This window comes from Qipengyuania aurantiaca (genome assembly GCF_019711375.1).
Taxonomy (GTDB): domain Bacteria; phylum Pseudomonadota; class Alphaproteobacteria; order Sphingomonadales; family Sphingomonadaceae; genus Qipengyuania; species Qipengyuania aurantiaca.
On the sequence record NZ_CP081295.1, the window covers coordinates 1,871,495 to 1,886,808 of the forward strand.

At 65.0% G+C, this 15,314-nt stretch carries 15 protein-coding genes and 1 tRNA gene; 11 read left to right on the top strand and 5 right to left on the bottom strand.

What is annotated here, in order from left to right:
• Window positions 1–25: 25 nt before the first annotated feature.
• Complete coding sequence (locus K3148_RS09045; protein WP_221424498.1) at window positions 26–1,663, bottom strand: AbgT family transporter; 1,638 nt, start codon at window positions 1,661–1,663, stop codon at window positions 26–28.
• Window positions 1,664–1,758: 95 nt separating this feature from the next.
• Between K3148_RS09045 and K3148_RS09050 the strand changes: the two genes are divergently transcribed.
• The 7 genes from K3148_RS09050 (at window position 1,759) to K3148_RS09080 (ending at window position 8,727) form a co-directional block, all read left to right on the top strand.
• On the top strand, window positions 1,759–2,337 hold the full coding sequence (locus K3148_RS09050) for a thymidine kinase (protein ID WP_221424499.1): 579 nt from the start codon (window positions 1,759–1,761) through the stop codon (window positions 2,335–2,337).
• Between the two features lie 39 nt (window positions 2,338–2,376).
• Window positions 2,377–3,066 (top strand): site-2 protease family protein, encoded by a 690-nt coding sequence (locus K3148_RS09055; protein WP_221424500.1) that lies wholly within the window; start codon window positions 2,377–2,379, stop codon window positions 3,064–3,066.
• Complete coding sequence (truB, locus tag K3148_RS09060) at window positions 3,063–3,983, top strand: tRNA pseudouridine(55) synthase TruB (RefSeq protein WP_221424501.1); 921 nt, start codon at window positions 3,063–3,065, stop codon at window positions 3,981–3,983. The genes K3148_RS09055 and truB overlap by 4 nt, the downstream gene beginning before the upstream one ends.
• Before the next feature lie 5 nt (window positions 3,984–3,988).
• Window positions 3,989–4,258, top strand: a complete 270-nt coding sequence (gene rpsO, locus K3148_RS09065) for a 30S ribosomal protein S15 (protein ID WP_221424502.1) — start codon at window positions 3,989–3,991, stop codon at window positions 4,256–4,258.
• A 178-nt stretch (window positions 4,259–4,436) separates the two neighbouring features.
• Window positions 4,437–6,725 carry a polyribonucleotide nucleotidyltransferase gene (gene pnp, locus K3148_RS09070; RefSeq protein WP_221424503.1) on the top strand — a complete coding sequence of 763 codons (2,289 nt, stop codon included), beginning with the start codon at window positions 4,437–4,439 and terminating at the stop codon, window positions 6,723–6,725.
• A gap of 179 nt (window positions 6,726–6,904) precedes the next feature.
• The gene (locus K3148_RS09075; RefSeq protein ID WP_221424504.1) at window positions 6,905–7,966 is read left to right on the top strand and encodes a class I SAM-dependent methyltransferase; all 1,062 of its coding nucleotides are present in this window, start codon (window positions 6,905–6,907) and stop codon (window positions 7,964–7,966) included.
• Between the two features lie 80 nt (window positions 7,967–8,046).
• Window positions 8,047–8,727 (top strand): spermidine synthase family protein, encoded by a 681-nt coding sequence (locus K3148_RS09080; protein ID WP_221424505.1) that lies wholly within the window; start codon window positions 8,047–8,049, stop codon window positions 8,725–8,727.
• On the opposite strand, the gene K3148_RS09085 is transcribed toward K3148_RS09080, so the two are convergent.
• Both K3148_RS09085 and K3148_RS09090 read right to left on the bottom strand, forming a co-directional pair.
• The gene (locus K3148_RS09085; protein ID WP_221424506.1) at window positions 8,724–9,914 is read right to left on the bottom strand and encodes a GGDEF domain-containing protein; all 1,191 of its coding nucleotides are present in this window, start codon (window positions 9,912–9,914) and stop codon (window positions 8,724–8,726) included. The two genes, K3148_RS09080 and K3148_RS09085, sit on opposite strands and share 4 nt — an antisense overlap.
• Before the next feature lie 253 nt (window positions 9,915–10,167).
• Window positions 10,168–10,845 (bottom strand): GcrA family cell cycle regulator, encoded by a 678-nt coding sequence (locus K3148_RS09090; protein WP_221424507.1) that lies wholly within the window; start codon window positions 10,843–10,845, stop codon window positions 10,168–10,170.
• A 73-nt stretch (window positions 10,846–10,918) separates the two neighbouring features.
• On the opposite strand from K3148_RS09090, the gene K3148_RS09095 reads away from it, so the two are divergent.
• Both K3148_RS09095 and K3148_RS09100 read left to right on the top strand, forming a co-directional pair.
• Complete coding sequence (locus K3148_RS09095; protein WP_247711535.1) at window positions 10,919–11,824, top strand: ABC transporter permease; 906 nt, start codon at window positions 10,919–10,921, stop codon at window positions 11,822–11,824.
• Window positions 11,825–11,878: 54 nt separating this feature from the next.
• Window positions 11,879–11,954 (top strand) — tRNA-Ala (locus K3148_RS09100).
• Window positions 11,955–11,960: 6 nt separating this feature from the next.
• On the opposite strand, the gene K3148_RS09105 is transcribed toward K3148_RS09100, so the two are convergent.
• Both K3148_RS09105 and queF read right to left on the bottom strand, forming a co-directional pair.
• Window positions 11,961–12,755, bottom strand: coding sequence for a DUF1499 domain-containing protein (locus tag K3148_RS09105; protein ID WP_221424508.1), 795 nt, complete (start codon window positions 12,753–12,755; stop codon window positions 11,961–11,963).
• Between the two features lie 14 nt (window positions 12,756–12,769).
• Window positions 12,770–13,228 (bottom strand): preQ(1) synthase, encoded by a 459-nt coding sequence (gene queF, locus K3148_RS09110; protein WP_221424509.1) that lies wholly within the window; start codon window positions 13,226–13,228, stop codon window positions 12,770–12,772.
• A 103-nt stretch (window positions 13,229–13,331) separates the two neighbouring features.
• On the opposite strand from queF, the gene K3148_RS09115 reads away from it, so the two are divergent.
• A complete protein-coding gene (locus tag K3148_RS09115) occupies window positions 13,332–14,441 on the top strand; it encodes a hypothetical protein (RefSeq protein ID WP_221424510.1) in 1,110 nt (369 codons plus the stop codon).
• 37 nt (window positions 14,442–14,478) lie between these two features.
• Window positions 14,479–15,312: a sulfurtransferase gene (locus K3148_RS09120; RefSeq protein ID WP_221424511.1), complete on the top strand. Its 834-nt coding sequence runs from the start codon at window positions 14,479–14,481 to the stop codon at window positions 15,310–15,312.
• Window positions 15,313–15,314 lie beyond the last annotated feature (2 nt).

Below are 15,314 nucleotides of genomic sequence, written 5' to 3' on the forward strand. Positions count from 1 at the left end.
CCTGCTCGATCCAGCTCCCTTCAATCTACCTCGAAGTGCCGGGAAGCGCGTAGCCGACCGGCGCATCGGGTCCGAGCGGGAAGCCGAGGTAGAACCATACCACGATCAGCACCGTGCCGGAAATCAGCAGCCAGACCGAATAGGGCAGCATCATCGCGGTCAGGCTGCCGAGCCCGAAATCCTTCTGCCAGCGCTGGGCGAAGACGAGGATCAGCGGGAAATAGACCATCAGCGGGGTGATGATATTGGTCGCACTGTCGCCCACGCGGTAGGCGGCGGTCGCACCTTCAGGGCTGATGCCGAGCAGCATGAGCATCGGCACGAGGATCGGCGCGAGCAGCGCCCACTTGGCCGATGCTGAGCCGACGAAGAGGTTCAGCAGCGCCGCGAACAGCACCATCAGGCCGAGCACCAGCGGCAGCGGCAGGCCGGTGCTCTCGATCCCGGCGGCGCCATGCACGGCCGTGATTAGGCCGAGGTTCGACCAGCCGAACATCGCCACGAAATGCGCCGCAGCGAAGGCGAGGACGAGGTAATAGCCCATATCCTTCATGCTCTCGGCCATCATGTTCACGAGGTCGCGGTGATCCTTGATCGTGCCGGCCGCGCGGCCATAGGCCCAGCCGGTCAGGAGGAAGAGCAGGAAGAAGCCCGCCACCAGGCTGCGGTACAGCGGCGCAAGCTCGGTGTGGATCGAGCAGTCGGCGATCGCCGCGCCGTCTTCGGCGACACAAGCGGCCTCGTCGATCAGCGGGGTGCCGGGTGCGAAGACCATGAGCAGCCACAGGGCGACCACGCCCAGCGCGGCAAGACCGGCGGCGCGCAGGCCCTTGGAAGCGGCGGCATCGTCATGCTCGGCCGGGTCGGGGCTGGTGTCGGACGCGTCGACACCGGCGGTCGCGCCGCCTGTCCACGGGCCGAGGCGCGGCTCGATCACCTTGTCGGTGACGTACCAGATGATCGGCAGGAACAGGAAAGTCATCGCGCTGATGAAGTACCAATTGCCCGCGATATTGGCCGTCCATGCCGGATCGAGCGCGCTGGCGCCGACCGCTTCCTCGGTAATGCCGAAGAGCAGCGCGTCGAGCTGGCCGGGCGAGATATTGGCCGAGAAACCGCCGGACACACCGGCAAAGGCCGCGGCGATCCCCGCCAGCGGATGGCGACCGGCGGCGGCGAACAGGATGCCCGCCAGCGGGATCAGCACGACATAGCCTGCGTCTGCTGCGTGGTTGCCCAGCATGGCGACCAGCGCCACCACGGGGGTGAGCAGCGCCTTGGGCGCGGCCTTCACCGCCTTCGACATACCGGCGGCAAAGAAGCCCGAACGCTCAGCCACGCCCGCGCCCAGCATCACCACCAGCACGTATCCGAGCGGGTGGAAGTGCGTGAAGGTGGCGGGCATTTCGACCCACAACCGCTGGATGTTCTCGGGCGACAGCAGGCTGACTGCTTCGATCACCAGCGCGCCGCCAGTGCTTTCGTCGATGGCAGTCGGGTGCAGCGCGGAAACGCCGCTCAGCGCGGCGATGACGGAAACCACGACGAGCGCGATGATCAGGTAGAAGAAGATAAAGACCGGATCGGGCAGCTTGTTGCCCGTCCGCTCAACCCAGCCGAGAATGCCTGTCTGTGTGCCGCCTGTCGCGCTTGCGTCTGCCATCGTCCGTCCCGGATATTCCTTGTGCGGGGCGTCATCCCCAATCCTGTCTGTCACCCTGCTTAACAGCCCTGCGCGCTCAGGCTAGGCCTTGCGGCATGGCCAAGCTTTATTTCTATTATGCCAGCATGAATGCGGGCAAGAGTTCCACGTTGCTCCAGACCGCGTTCAACTATGGCGAGCGGGGCATGAAGGTCTCGCTGTGGACTGCCGCGCTCGACGACCGGCCCGGCTTCGGCGCGATCTCCAGCCGCATCGGGCTCGCGAGCGACGCGCACCGTTACGAGGCCGATACCGATATCGAGGCCCGCGTGCTGGACGAACACAAGGATACGCCGCTCGCCTGCGTGCTGGTGGACGAGGCGCAGTTCCTCACCCGCGAGCAGGTCTGGCAGCTGGCCCGGCTGGCGGATGAGGCGGGCATCCCGGTGCTGTGTTATGGCCTGCGCACCGACTTCCAGGGCGAACTCTTCCCCGGCTCGGCGGCGCTGCTGGGCATTGCCGATGCGCTGGTGGAGATGAAGGCGGTCTGCGACTGCGGCCGCAAGGCGACGATGAACCTGCGCGTCGACGCCCATGGCAAGGCGGTGAGCGAAGGCGCGCAAACCGAAATCGGCGGCAACGATCGCTACGTCGCCATGTGCCGCAAGCATTTCAGCGAGGCTCTGGAGGGTTAGGGGGTGCGCATGCGCTCCGGCTTTCCTACATGACGCGGCATGACTGAAACGCTCACTCTCGCGGCGATCCTTATCCCGTGCCTCATCATCGCCATCGTCTTCCACGAGGTCGCGCATGGCTGGGTGGCGCTGGCGCTGGGCGATACGACGGCGCGTGACATGGGGCGCCTGACTCTCAACCCGATCAAACACGTCGATCCGGTCGGAACGCTGCTCGTGCCCGGCGCGCTGGCGCTGATGGGTGGGCCGATTTTCGGCTGGGCCAAGCCGGTGCCGGTGAACGCGCGACGGCTCGACAACCCGCGCTATGGCATGATGGCCGTCGCGGCGGCCGGTCCCGGAACGAACATCCTGCTCGCATTGGTGGGAGCCGTGGTCTTCGGCGTGATAGCAGGATTTGCCAGCAATTGGGGCGTGGGTGTTCCGGAATGGCTGATGACGGCGTTCGGCGCCTTCATCCTCATCAACGTCTTCCTCGCGCTCTTCAACATGCTGCCGATCCCGCCCTTCGACGGATCGCACATCGTCGGCGGCCTCATGCCGAGGCGCTGGGCGCATCACTGGCAGAAATTGCAGGCCATGGGGATGCTGCTGCTCGTGGTGCTGATCGCAGCCACCTGGGCTTTCCCCGATGCGCGCTGGATCGAGAACACGATCCTCCCGCCGGTCGAGTGGATGACCGGCCTGTTCTACTCGGTCGCCGACAGCATAGTCCGGGTCATCGGTTGACCGAGCGGACCAGACCCGCCCCGCACGGCTGGCTCGTGCTCGACAAGCCGCGCGGGCTCGGTTCGACGCAGGCGGTCGGGCTGGTGAAGCGCGTGCTGCGGCAAGGTGGTTACAAGAAAACCAAGGTCGGGCATGGCGGAACGCTCGATCCGCTGGCGGAAGGCGTGCTCCCTATTGCGCTTGGCGAGGCTACCAAGCTGGCGGGGCGGATGCTCGATGCCAGCAAGATCTACGATTTCACGATCATCTTCGGCCAGCAGACCGACACGCTCGACACCGAGGGCGAGGTGGTCGAAACCTCCGATCGCATCCCGGCGCGGGAGGAGATCGAAGCGGTGCTTCCGCAGTTCACCGGCGCAATCGAGCAGGCCCCGCCCGCCTTTTCGGCGATCAAGATCGATGGCAAGCGCGCCTATGACCTCGCCCGCGCTGGGCAGGACGTGGAGATGAAGCTGCGCGGTGTGACCATCCATGCGCTGGATTTCGTCGGGGCTACCGAGGGAGAGGTCACCCTCCGTGCGCATGTCTCAAAGGGCACATACATCCGTTCGCTTGCACGGGACATCGCACACGCGCTTGGAAGCTGCGGTCACGTCACCTATTTGAGGCGCATCAAGGCTGGCCCTTTCACCGATGAACAGGCGATTCCGCTGGACTCGGCAGAGGAAATCGCTATGGGCGCGCCAATCGAAAACCTTCTCCTGCCGCTAGAGGCGGGACTGGACGACATCCCGGTCCTTACCCTCGAACCCGACAGCGCGCAGGCGGTCCGCCAGGGCCGGGTGTTGTCGGACCTGCCCCATAGCGACGGGCTCCACCTTGCGAAGCTGGGAAATACCCCGGTGGCCTTGATGGAACTCGAAGCTGGCTCGGCCAAGGTCGTGCGGGGTTTTAACCTACCGGATGTCGCGGAGTAGAATGAATGTCGGTTACCACCGAGCGTAAAGCTGAAATCATGAAGGATCACGCACAGGGCAAGGGCGACACCGGTTCGCCGGAAGTCCAGGTCGCGATCCTGACCGAGCGTATTCGCAACCTCACCGATCACTTCAAGGCCAACCACAAGGACAACCACTCGCGTCGTGGTCTCCTCATGATGGTCAACAAGCGCCGCAACCTTCTCGCTTACCTGAAGAAGAAGGACGTCGAGCGTTACAACGCGCTGATCCAGAAGCTGGGTCTTCGCAAGTAAGAGTTTCGGGAGGGGCGGCTCGGAAGGGCCGCCCCTCTTGCTATCCGGCTCCGTGGTAATTCGGCCCCGGAGCGGACCCACGGGGCAGATGTAGTCCCCGAACCGGACCGGGACGGAATACCCGGCACAGTAGGCCCCGCGCGGCAATGTGGCCTCCGCGGGTTCATAAGGAAAATACATGTTCGACAAGAAAACCGTATCGATCGAGTGGGGCGGAAAGACCCTCACCCTCGAAACCGGTCAGATCGCCCGTCAGGCTGACGGCGCCGTGCTGGCCACCTATGGCGAAACCGTGGTGCTCTGCGCCGTGACCGCCGCCAAGAACGTCAAGGAAGGCCAGGACTTCTTCCCGCTGACCGTTCACTACCAGGAAAAATTCTCCGCCGCGGGCCGTATCCCGGGTGGCTTCTTCAAGCGCGAAGGTCGCGCCACGGAGAAGGAAACGCTGACTTCGCGCCTGATCGACCGCCCCGTGCGTCCGCTCTTCCCCGAAGGCTTCTACAACGAAATCAACGTCATCTGCCAGGTTCTCTCGTTCGACGGTGAGACCGAACCCGATATCGTCGCGATGATTGCCGCTTCGGCCGCGCTGACTATCTCGGGCGTGCCCTTCATGGGCCCGATCGGCGCCGCACGCGTCGGCTTCCGCAATGGCGAATACGAACTGAACCCGAGCCTTGCCAACGCGCTCGACGAAGAAGGTCGCCTCGACCTCGTCGTCGCCGCCACGCAGGATGCGGTGATGATGGTCGAATCCGAAGCCAAGGAGCTGACCGAAGAGGAAATGCTCGGCGCCGTCATGTTCGCGCATGACGAAAGCCGCAAGGTCATCGGTGCGATCATCGATCTGGCTGAACAGGCTGCCAAGGATCCGTGGGAAATGGATACCTCGGACGACACCTCGGCGATCAAGGAAAAGCTTCGCGGCATCATCGGCGACGATATCGCCGCTGCCTACAAGCTGACCGACAAGTCGGCCCGCTCGGACGCGCTCAACGCGGCACGCGCCAAGGGAAAGGAAGCCTTCGCGGACGAAGAAGCGCAGACGCAGCTCGTCGCCAACAAGGCGGTGAAGAAGCTCGAAGCGGAAATCGTTCGCGGCGCCATCATCAAGGACGGCACCCGCATCGACGGCCGCAAGCTCGACCAGGTTCGCCCGATCGAAGCCATGGTCGGCCTGCTCCCGCGTACGCATGGTTCGGCGCTGTTTACCCGCGGTGAAACGCAGGCGATCTGCACCACCACGCTGGGCACCAAGGATGCCGAGCAGATGATCGATGGTCTGGAGGGTCTCTCCTACAACCACTTCATGCTGCACTATAACTTCCCGCCCTATTCGGTCGGTGAGGTCGGCCGCTTCGGTTTCACCGGTCGCCGCGAAACGGGTCACGGCAAGCTCGCATGGCGCGCTCTGCACCCCGTGCTGCCCGACCATGAAGACTTCCCCTACACCATCCGCGTCCTGTCGGACATCACCGAGTCCAACGGCTCGAGCTCGATGGCGACCGTTTGCGGCGGCTGTCTTTCGATGATGGATGCTGGCGTTCCGATCGAACGTCCGGTTTCCGGCATCGCCATGGGCCTGATCCTCGAAGGCGACGAATTTGCTGTCCTGTCGGACATTCTGGGTGACGAAGATCACCTCGGCGACATGGACTTCAAGGTTGCCGGTTCGGAAGCTGGTATCACCACCATGCAGATGGACATCAAGGTTGCCGGCATCACGCAGGAAATCATGGCCAAGGCGCTGGAGCAGGCGAAAGCCGGTCGCCAGCACATCCTCGGCGAGATGGCCAAGGCGCTTGGTTCGGCACGTAGCGGCGTTTCCAAGCACGCTCCGCGTATCGAGACCATGCAGATCGACAAATCGAAGATCCGCGACGTCATCGGTACGGGCGGCAAGGTGATCCGCGAGATCGTCGCCGAAACCGGTGCAAAGGTCGACATCGACGACGAAGGCGTGATCAAGATTTCGTCGAGCAATGCCGACGAGATCGAAGCAGCACGCAAGTGGATCGAAGGCATCGTCGAAGAGGCGGAAGTCGGCAAGATCTACACCGGCAAGGTCGTCAACATCGTCGACTTCGGGGCATTCGTGAACTTCATGGGCGGCAAGGACGGTCTCGTCCACGTCAGCGAAATGAAGAACGAGCGCGTCGAAAAGCCGACCGACGTCGTGTCGGAAGGCCAGGAAGTGAAGGTCAAGGTCCTCGAGATCGACCAGCGCGGCAAGGTCCGCCTGTCGATGCGCGTGGTCGACCAGGAAACCGGCGAAGAGCTGGAAGACACCCGTCCGCCGCGCGAACCGCGCGGTGACCGTGGCCCGCGTGGCGGCGGTGGCCGTGGCGGCGATCGTCGCGGCGGTGGTCGTGGCCCGCGTGGCGGCGGTCGTGACCGCGGCGGCGACCGTGGCGGCAACAACGACGGGGGCGGTGAAGCCCACGTGCCGGACTTCCTGAAGGACTAAGTCTTTCAAAGCCAAGACATGAAGAGGGGCCGCGGGTTCGCCTGCGGCCCCTTTTTCGTGCGCGGGGTGCAAATGTGCTAGACCGTCGCTCCAACCGCAGACCGCCATCCAAGAGCCGAGTCGCGGAAGAATGAGAACGGATCGCTCGGTGTCGCTTGTCCAGCACGAGGGAGAGCGAAATGGTCCAGCAGATCGACATGAACAAGGTAGAGGAACTCGCCGGCAAGGTGATTGGTGACGTGGCAGGTGCGATGAGCCTGTTCATGGCCTATATGGGCGACAAGGCCGGGGTCTTCGACAAGCTCGACGGGCAGGGGCGCGTCTCGCTGGAGAAAGCGGCAGAGCTGACCGGCCTCAATCCCAAATACCTTCACCAGTGGCTCGGCTCGGTCTGCGCGGCGGGCTACATCACCTACCACGCCGAGGACGACAGTTTCGAGATCACGCCCGAGCAGGCGCTCATCATGGGCCGCGAGGGGCAGCCCGCCTGCATGCAGGGCTTTATCGAACTGCTGGTGGCGCAATATGCGGCGCACGAAAAGGCGGTCGAAACCTTCCAGACCGGCGAAGGGCGCGGCTGGGACCAGCACCTGCCATGCTGCTTCAACGGCATCGATCGCTTCTTCCGTCCCGGTTACGAAGCCAATCTTGTCGAGGAATGGATCCCGGCGCTCTCAGGCGTCGAGGCCAAGCTCAGGGACGGGGCGAGCATCGTCGACATCGGCTGCGGGCATGGCTCCTCAAGCATCCTCCTCGCCAAGGCTTTCCCCAACAGCACGGTCTACGGCATCGACTTCCACGAACCCTCGATCGAGGCCGCGCGCCAGCAGGCGCGAGAGGCCGGCGTCGACAATGTGAAGTTCGACGTCGCCCGCGCGCAGGATTACTCCGGCGAGGGCTACGATTTCGCCTGCATCTTCGACGCCTTGCACGACATGGGCGATCCCGTCGGCGCGGCGCGGCATATCCGCGAAACGCTGAAAGAGGATGGTACTCTGATGCTTGTCGAGCCGATGGCGGGCGACACCATGGCGGAGAACATGCACCCGCTCGGCCAGATCTTTTACGCTGGCTCCACGCTCATGTGCACGCCGGCCAGCCTGGCGCAGGAGGTCGGCCTTGGGCTTGGCGCGCAGGCGGGCCAGAAGCGGCTCACCGAAGTTCTCAACGAAGCGGGCTTTGCCAATGTGAAACGCGCCGCCGAAACGCCCACCAATATGGTGCTCGAAGTCACGAACTGACCCTCGAGCTAACCATGGCGCGCGGGAGCGTGGCGCGCTAAGGGGTGCGCCCCTTTCAACGCCTACCGAGAAGGCCTGCCATGCTCCCGCGCGAAACCCTTGCCACTGCCGAGATCCCCGGAGGCGACACGCTGACGCTTGTCAGCCACGGGCGCGATTTCATCATCATGCTGGGGCGAAACGAGTTGATGGGCACGCGCATGCAGTTCAGCGAGGAACAGCTGGCCGAACTGACGCTGGCCGAACTGCGCACCTCGGCCCCTCGCGTCCTCATCGGCGGCTACGGCATGGGGTTCACCTATCGCAAGGCGCTGGAGAAGGGCGGGGCGAAGGCCGATATCGTGGTGGCCGAGATCGTTCCGGAAATCCTCGAATGGGCGGAAGGGCCGCTGGCGCACCTCACAGGCGACACGCTCGACGATCCTCGTGGCGATGTCGTCCTGTGCAATGTCGCCGCGCTGATCGATGACGCCAACGATGGCACCTGCGCAAAATGGGACGCGATCCTGCTCGATGTCGACAACGGCCCCGACGGGATCGTGCGCGACGGCAACGAGCGGCTCTATTCGAAGACCGGCCTCGGCAAGGCGCGCGACGCGTTGAACCCCGGCGGAGTGCTGGCCGTATGGTCGGCCGCGCCCGACCATCGCTTCCGCATGAGGCTGAAGGACGCGGGCTTCGACGTGGAGGAGCGCACCGTGCGCGCGCGCCCGAACAACAAGGGACCGCGCCACACGATCTGGTTCGCGCGTAAGCGCTAGCCGGTAGTGGCGACCGGGCCGACTGAGGTTGCAGGCCGGAACTCGGTCAGCATCAGGCTGCGATTACGGCCCCCTTCCTTGGCGGCGTAAAGCGCCCGATCCGCGCGCTTCATGGCGGTGCTCAGCGTGTCGCCCGATTGCACAGCGGAAAGGCCGGCGCTGGCGGTAATCGGATAGGGTATTTCGGGAATATTCGCATGGACGGCCTGCGTAATGCGGCGCCGCGCGGCCTCGGCATCTTCCTGCCACGACTCCCCATAAAGCAGCAGGACGAATTCTTCTCCGCCAAGCCTTGCGACAAAGAGATTTCCGGCATCCAGCCCCTGCGCGATGGCGATCAGGACCTTGTCGCCGACATCATGGCCGAACTGGTCGTTGATCCGCTTGAAGTGATCGCAATCGATCAGCGCGATGCCCTTGGGCCGGCGCGGCCCGTCGCTTTCGAAACGTTGCTCCAGTCCCCGGCGGTTGGCGATATTCGTCAGCGGGTCGAGGGCAGTTGCGAGTTTTGCCTCGCGCATATCGGCAATCGCGCGGTCGCGTTCCGATTTGATTGTCATGAAGCCGTCGGTCACGCCGGTCGCGGTGAAAATGAACTCGACCATCAGGGCCGCGCTCATGGCTTCCAGATAGAAAGGCATCATGCCGCCCACGAGCAGCTCATGGAGCAGCGCGGCGATGGCGACTCCCAGGGCAGGGGTCCAGGCGAAGGCCTGGAATACCGCCGCGCGGCTGCCCTTCCGAATGGCACCGACCAGGCCGGTAATCAGCATGGCCAGGAGGCCGAGTACGAGGAGATCGTGCAGCCAGTCGAGCCTCTCGGCAAAGACGACCGAGGGAAGGAGCGCGATCGGGAGCAGGCTGAAGGGCAGCATGCGGCGCAGCAGCTTGCGCTCTTTCCGCGCGCGAACCCGCGCCTCGATAAAGGAGGCGAGCATCAATCCGGTGAAGGCGAGCCCCAGATCGGTCGCCAGCACGCCGATTAGCAACCGTTCCTGCGGGGACAAGAATTCGGGAGTGGGCATTCCCGGTGTGAGGCCCCACACCATGACGGCGACGGCAGTCACGCGGGCGACGATCCAGATCAGGAAGGCGCGCCGAATCATCGGCAGCAGCGCAAGCGCGGTGCCGCCAAAGATGATCGCGCTGGCAAAGAATGCGCCCATGGCGGCGCTCGCCCAGTCCATTTCCTGCCCCTGCTTGCCTTCCTCGCCCCATGCGAGGATCCGGCCATTCTGCCCCGTCCTAGTCTCAAGGCTTGAGATATTGGTGAAGGAGCGTGGTAAGTATCGTGGAAAGATTTGGGGAGAAGCCCGAATATTCCAATGGTTGCAGGACTTAACAGTCGGCCAGGGGAGGCCTTAACGCCTCTTGCACCGAACACAAAAACCCCGCCACTCCGTTTGGAAGGGCGGGGTCTTTGAAAAACTTATTGAGCGGTCAGCGCACGCGCGGTCCGCCGAAAGGCAGGGGGGGAGGGGGACGGCGCGCACCGCGGGGCAGCTGGGCCTGGTAGGCGCGTCCGCAATGCTCGACGCAATAGGGGAAGCCGGGGTTCACGGCCTCGCCGCAGAAATGGAAGTCGGGTTCACCCGGATGGCCCATCGGCCAGCGGCAGACCTTGTCCGACAGGTCGAGCAGGCTGGTCTTGTCGGCGATCTCGGGGCTCGGCTTGGCCGGCACGAGGCGGCGCGGCGGGGCGGGCGGGATCGGTGGCTGCTGGTCGCCCGGGCCCTGGCGCAGGAAGCCGCCCGGACCGACCGAGACGATCTTGGGCAGGTCGGGGCGCTTGTCCGGCAGCGGCTGCGAGGGGATCGCGGCATCGGCCGAGGGCGCCGGCTTGGCAGCGGGCTTGGCCGGAGCGGGAGCCGGCGTAGGCGCAGGGCGCGGCGCGGCCTTCTTTGCGACCGGCTTGGGAGCAGGCTTGGGCTTGGGCGCGGCTTTCTTCTTTTCCGCCGCCTTCACCGGCGAGGGGCGCGACTTGAGGCCAAGGCGGTGGGCCTTGCCGATCACCGCGTTGCGGCTGACGCCGCCCAGCTCGTCGGCGATCTGGCTGGCGGTGGAGCCGCCTTCCCACATTTTCTTCAGCGTCGCGATCCGTTCGTCGGTCCAGCTCATGCGCAATCAATATCCTTCGTGTCTCCACCGGCCACGCTTGCCAGCGGAAGTGCTTGGCCCTAGGCGCGAGCCCATGGCCGATCAAGTCCAACCCGTCCCCGCCACGCATTCGGGCAGCGATGATGCCTCTTTCACCGATAATACGGGTAAGGGGAGGGGCAGTTTCCCGAAACGCGGAGAACCGGTGATCACCGGGCTGAACCGCGTGGGACTATGGAGCCTCTATATTAAGGAGGTTCGCCGGTTTCTCAAGGTCCAGACGCAGACGATCTGGGCTCCGGCGGTCACGACGCTGCTGTTTCTCGTCATCTTCACCGTCGCGCTGGGCCGCGAAGGGCGCGAAGTGCTGGGCGTGAACTTCGCCACCTTCGTCGCGCCGGGGCTGATCGTGATGGGCATGATGCAGAACGCCTTTGCCAATTCCAGCTTCTCGCTGCTGTCGGGCAAGATCCAGGGCACGATCATCGACCTGCTGATGCCGCCGCTCTCGACCGGCGAGTTGATGACCGGCATCGTGGCCGCTGCGGTGACCCGCGCGATCGCCGTCGGAGGCGCGGTGGCGCTTGCCATGCTGTTCTATCCCGGCGTCGACCTCTCGCTGGCGCACCCATGGGCGGTGGCATGGTTCGGCCTGATGGGCGCCATCATGCTCGCGCTGATGGGCCTGCTCGCCTCTATCTGGGCGGAGAAGTTCGATCACAACGCGGCCGTGTCCAATTTCGTTATCGCGCCGCTCAGCCTACTGTCGGGCACGTTCTATGTAATCGACAACCTCGCGCCCGCTTTCCAGGCCATCAGCCGGCTGAACCCGTTCTTCTACGTGATCAGCGGTTTCCGCTTCGGCTTCCTCGGGCAAAGCGACATCGGGGACACCAATGCGGCGCTGGTGCAAAGCGCCATCGGGCTGGGCGTCTTCAACTTGGTTTTCGCCTTCGTGGTCTACCGCATTCTCGCCTCGGGCTGGAAAATCCGCAGCTGATTTCGGCTTTTCCTGAAGGCTGACAGACGCTAAATCCCGTCTCCAGCCTGGAACGGGGCCGTAGCTCAGTTGGGAGAGCGCGTCGTTCGCAATGACGAGGTCAGCGGTTCGATCCCGCTCGGCTCCACCAGGCGGTTTATTCCCCCAGCCGCGCCTCGATCGCCTCGCTCAGCTCGCGCAGACGTGCCGCGTTGTAGCCGAGGTCGGAGAGGCCCACGCGGCTGACCGAACGCAGGTCGATTATCCCGTCACCTACGCGCGCGACGACATCGTCCTTGAAGCCGAAGGCGAAGGTCTCCGCCGTGCCCTCGACCGTTCCGGCCTGCACGTCGCTGCGGATGTCGGCAAGGCCGATGTCGCTCATCGCTGCGGAAACTTGCGCCATGGCGTCCGAGCGGTCCATGGTGAAGGGGATCGGCTGAAGCTCCGGATAGGATTCCGCGATGATCTGCGCGTGGCTCTGGCTCGCCAGCGGGCTGTCGGACATACCGTCCTTCCACGCGTCGAGCTCGCCCAGAGGCGTTGCGTAATCGTTCACCGGATTGGCTCCGATCTCCTGGCGCGCGGCCATGGTGGCGGCGGAGAAGCTGGGCGGATTGGCCGTGTCGGTCGCCACATCGTGGATCGGCGGCACGCTGGAGGCGGTGTTGGCGACGGAAAGCAGCCCGGCCATCAGCGTCGCGGGGATGGCCAGCGCCAGCGCGGCTTTCCACCACTGGCCGCGCGGCCCTTTCCATAAGGCGAGCACCAGCGCGACGAGCGCCACCAGAGCGGTGATCGCAATCAGGATCGGCCCGGCGCTGCGCACCATCGTGCCGAGTGCAAACTTCCAGTCGACCATGCCGAACTTGGGCCCGAAAACAGCAACCGCGAACCAGAGTAGCAGCGCGAGGGCCAGCCACAGGGCGTATTTGGGCAGTTTCGCGATCATCGTGTTTCCTCTCCTCAACCGCGTCCACGGTAGGACGAAACGCCCTGGTCGGGAACCCAGAGGCCTTCAGGCATCGGTCCGCTCTGCCAGAACACGTCGATCGGGATGCCGCCGCGCGGGTACCAATAGCCGCCGATGCGCAGCCATTTGGGTGCCATTTCCTCGAACAGGCGCTGGCCGATGCCGACGGTCACGTCCTCGTGGAACCCGCAATGGTTGCGGAAGGAGCCGAGAAAGAGCTTGAGGCTCTTCGATTCGACGATGGTCTCGCCGGGCGCGTAATCGAGCACGAGATGCGCGAAATCGGGCTGACCGGTCACCGGGCAGAGCGAGGTGAACTCGGGCGCGGCGAAGCGCACCATGTAAAGCTGGCCCTTGCGCGGATTTGGCACGTAATCGAGTTCGGCCTCGTCCGGCGAGGTGGGCAGGGGGCTGTTCTCGCCCAGGAACTTGGGTTTGGCTGTGTCGCTCATGCCGCGCATCTGCCGCGAATGCCGCGCGTGCGCAAGCCGGGGCTTGGAAGTCGGCGCTTCAGTGCCTATTCAGCGCGCCGATCCGATCAGGCCCCCTTTGCCCATGAAAACCCGTTTCCATCTCCCCCTCGTCGCACTCGTCCTCGCTGCGCCCGCCGCGCTTTCCGCGCAGAGCGCCAACGACTTCCAGCTGCCGCCTAACCCCACGCCGACGCCCACATCGCGCGCTCAAGGACCGGTCGATACGGAAAGCGGTGCGCTGCCCAACGCGCCGCGTGTGATCGCGACGCCGACGGCGACGCCGACGCCCGCTCCGCGTCCCTCTGCGACGGTGCAGGCCCAGCCGAGTCCGACGCCGACCCCGGTTCCTTCGCCGACCCCTGCACCGGCAATCCGAACGACGACTCCGCAGCCGCGCCTGACCCCTCGCCCGCAGCCGAGCGCCTTGCCGACAGCCGAGGAGCGCTTGCCCCTCGATCCGGGCGAGACGGCTCCGATCGTACCGGCTCCGCTTGCGTCCGAAACGCCAACAAACGCGCCTGTCCCTGTTCCGAGCCTCCCCGCAGCCGGGGAAGAGGAAAGCGCGCCTGCTACCACTCCCGAGTGGCTTTGGCCTGCGCTGGGGGGCGGACTGCTGGCCCTGCTTGGCATCGGCTATTTCGCTACGCGCCGTCGTAGCACGGCGGCTCCGCCTGAGATCGAGCGCCCGATCGTCGGCAGCACCAGTGGGTTTGCCGCACCCAATGAAGTGCAAATCCGCGCCGAGGCCATCAAGCTCACCCGCTCGGTCATGAACGCGACGCTGCATTACCGCATTTCGCTCATCAACCGTTCGACACACGCGCTGTCGCAAGTCGCGCTGGGCGCCGATATCGTCACCGCGCATGGCGGCGTTCCGGTGGAGGAACAGGTGGCCACCGCCACCCAGCCGCTGGAGGTGCGCCACACGTTCGAGCGTATCGCGCCCGGCCAGAGCGTGCGTCACGAGGGCCAGATCACCATCCCGCTCGCCCAAGCCCGGATGATCCGGCAGGGCAGGACCGCGCTGCTCGTGCCTCTCCTTCGCGTGCGTCTTGATGGCGCGAGCGAGGAGCCGCTGGTGCAGACCTATGTCATCGGCCAGGGCATCCCCGGCGGTGGCCGCGTGACGCCTTTCCCGATGGACGACGGCCCCCGCAGCTACGAGCCGATTGCCGCGCGGGCGATCGACTGAATCGACAGCCCCGCATCGCGCCGCTAGCAAGCGGGTGATGGACAAGCTCGTTTCGACCGAATGGCTCGCCGCACGGCTGGACGCCGACGATCTGGTGATCGTCGATGCGACTATGCATTTGCCCGACACGCCCCGCAACGCGCGGGCCGAGTTCGAGGCGGGGCATATTCCCGGCGCGCGGTTCCTCGATCTCGCCAGCTTCATCGATACCGATTCCCCGGTGCCCAAGGCCGTGCCGACGCCGGCGCAGTTCGCCGAGCGCATGAGCGCGCTGGGTATCGCACCCGGGAGCCGCATCGTTCTATACGATGACAGCGACATTGCCTCCGCCGCACGCGCCTGGTCCATCCTCACCCGCTACGGCGAGCGCAAAGTCGCGATCCTCGATGGCGGGATTGCGAAATGGCGCATGGAGGGGCGCGCTTTGTCCGACCGCATCGTAGGCCACGCCGCCCGCCCGCGGCCCGAGCCTGAGATCGTCCGCGACGTGCGAAGCAAAGACGAGATGGTCGGCAATATGTCCGAGAAAGAGTGGCAGGTGGTCGATGCGCGCGATACGGAGCGCTTTGAAGGCCGACCGGGCAGCCAGTCGGAGGGGCACATCCCGGGCGCACGAAACCTGCATTACAAGCGGCTCCTTCGCGAGGACGGAACCTATCGCTCGCCCGACGCGATCCGGACCGAATTCGTAGATGCCGGGCTCGACCTCGACCGGCCTATCGTGACGAGCTGCAACAGCGGCATGACGGCTTCCGTCCTGCTCTTCGGCCTGGCGCTGATCGGTCGGAACGACGCGGCGCTTTATGACGGCAGCTGGCTGGAATGGGGCGCCGATCCGGAGACGCCCAAGGAAGCGGGAAAGGCACGCTGAGC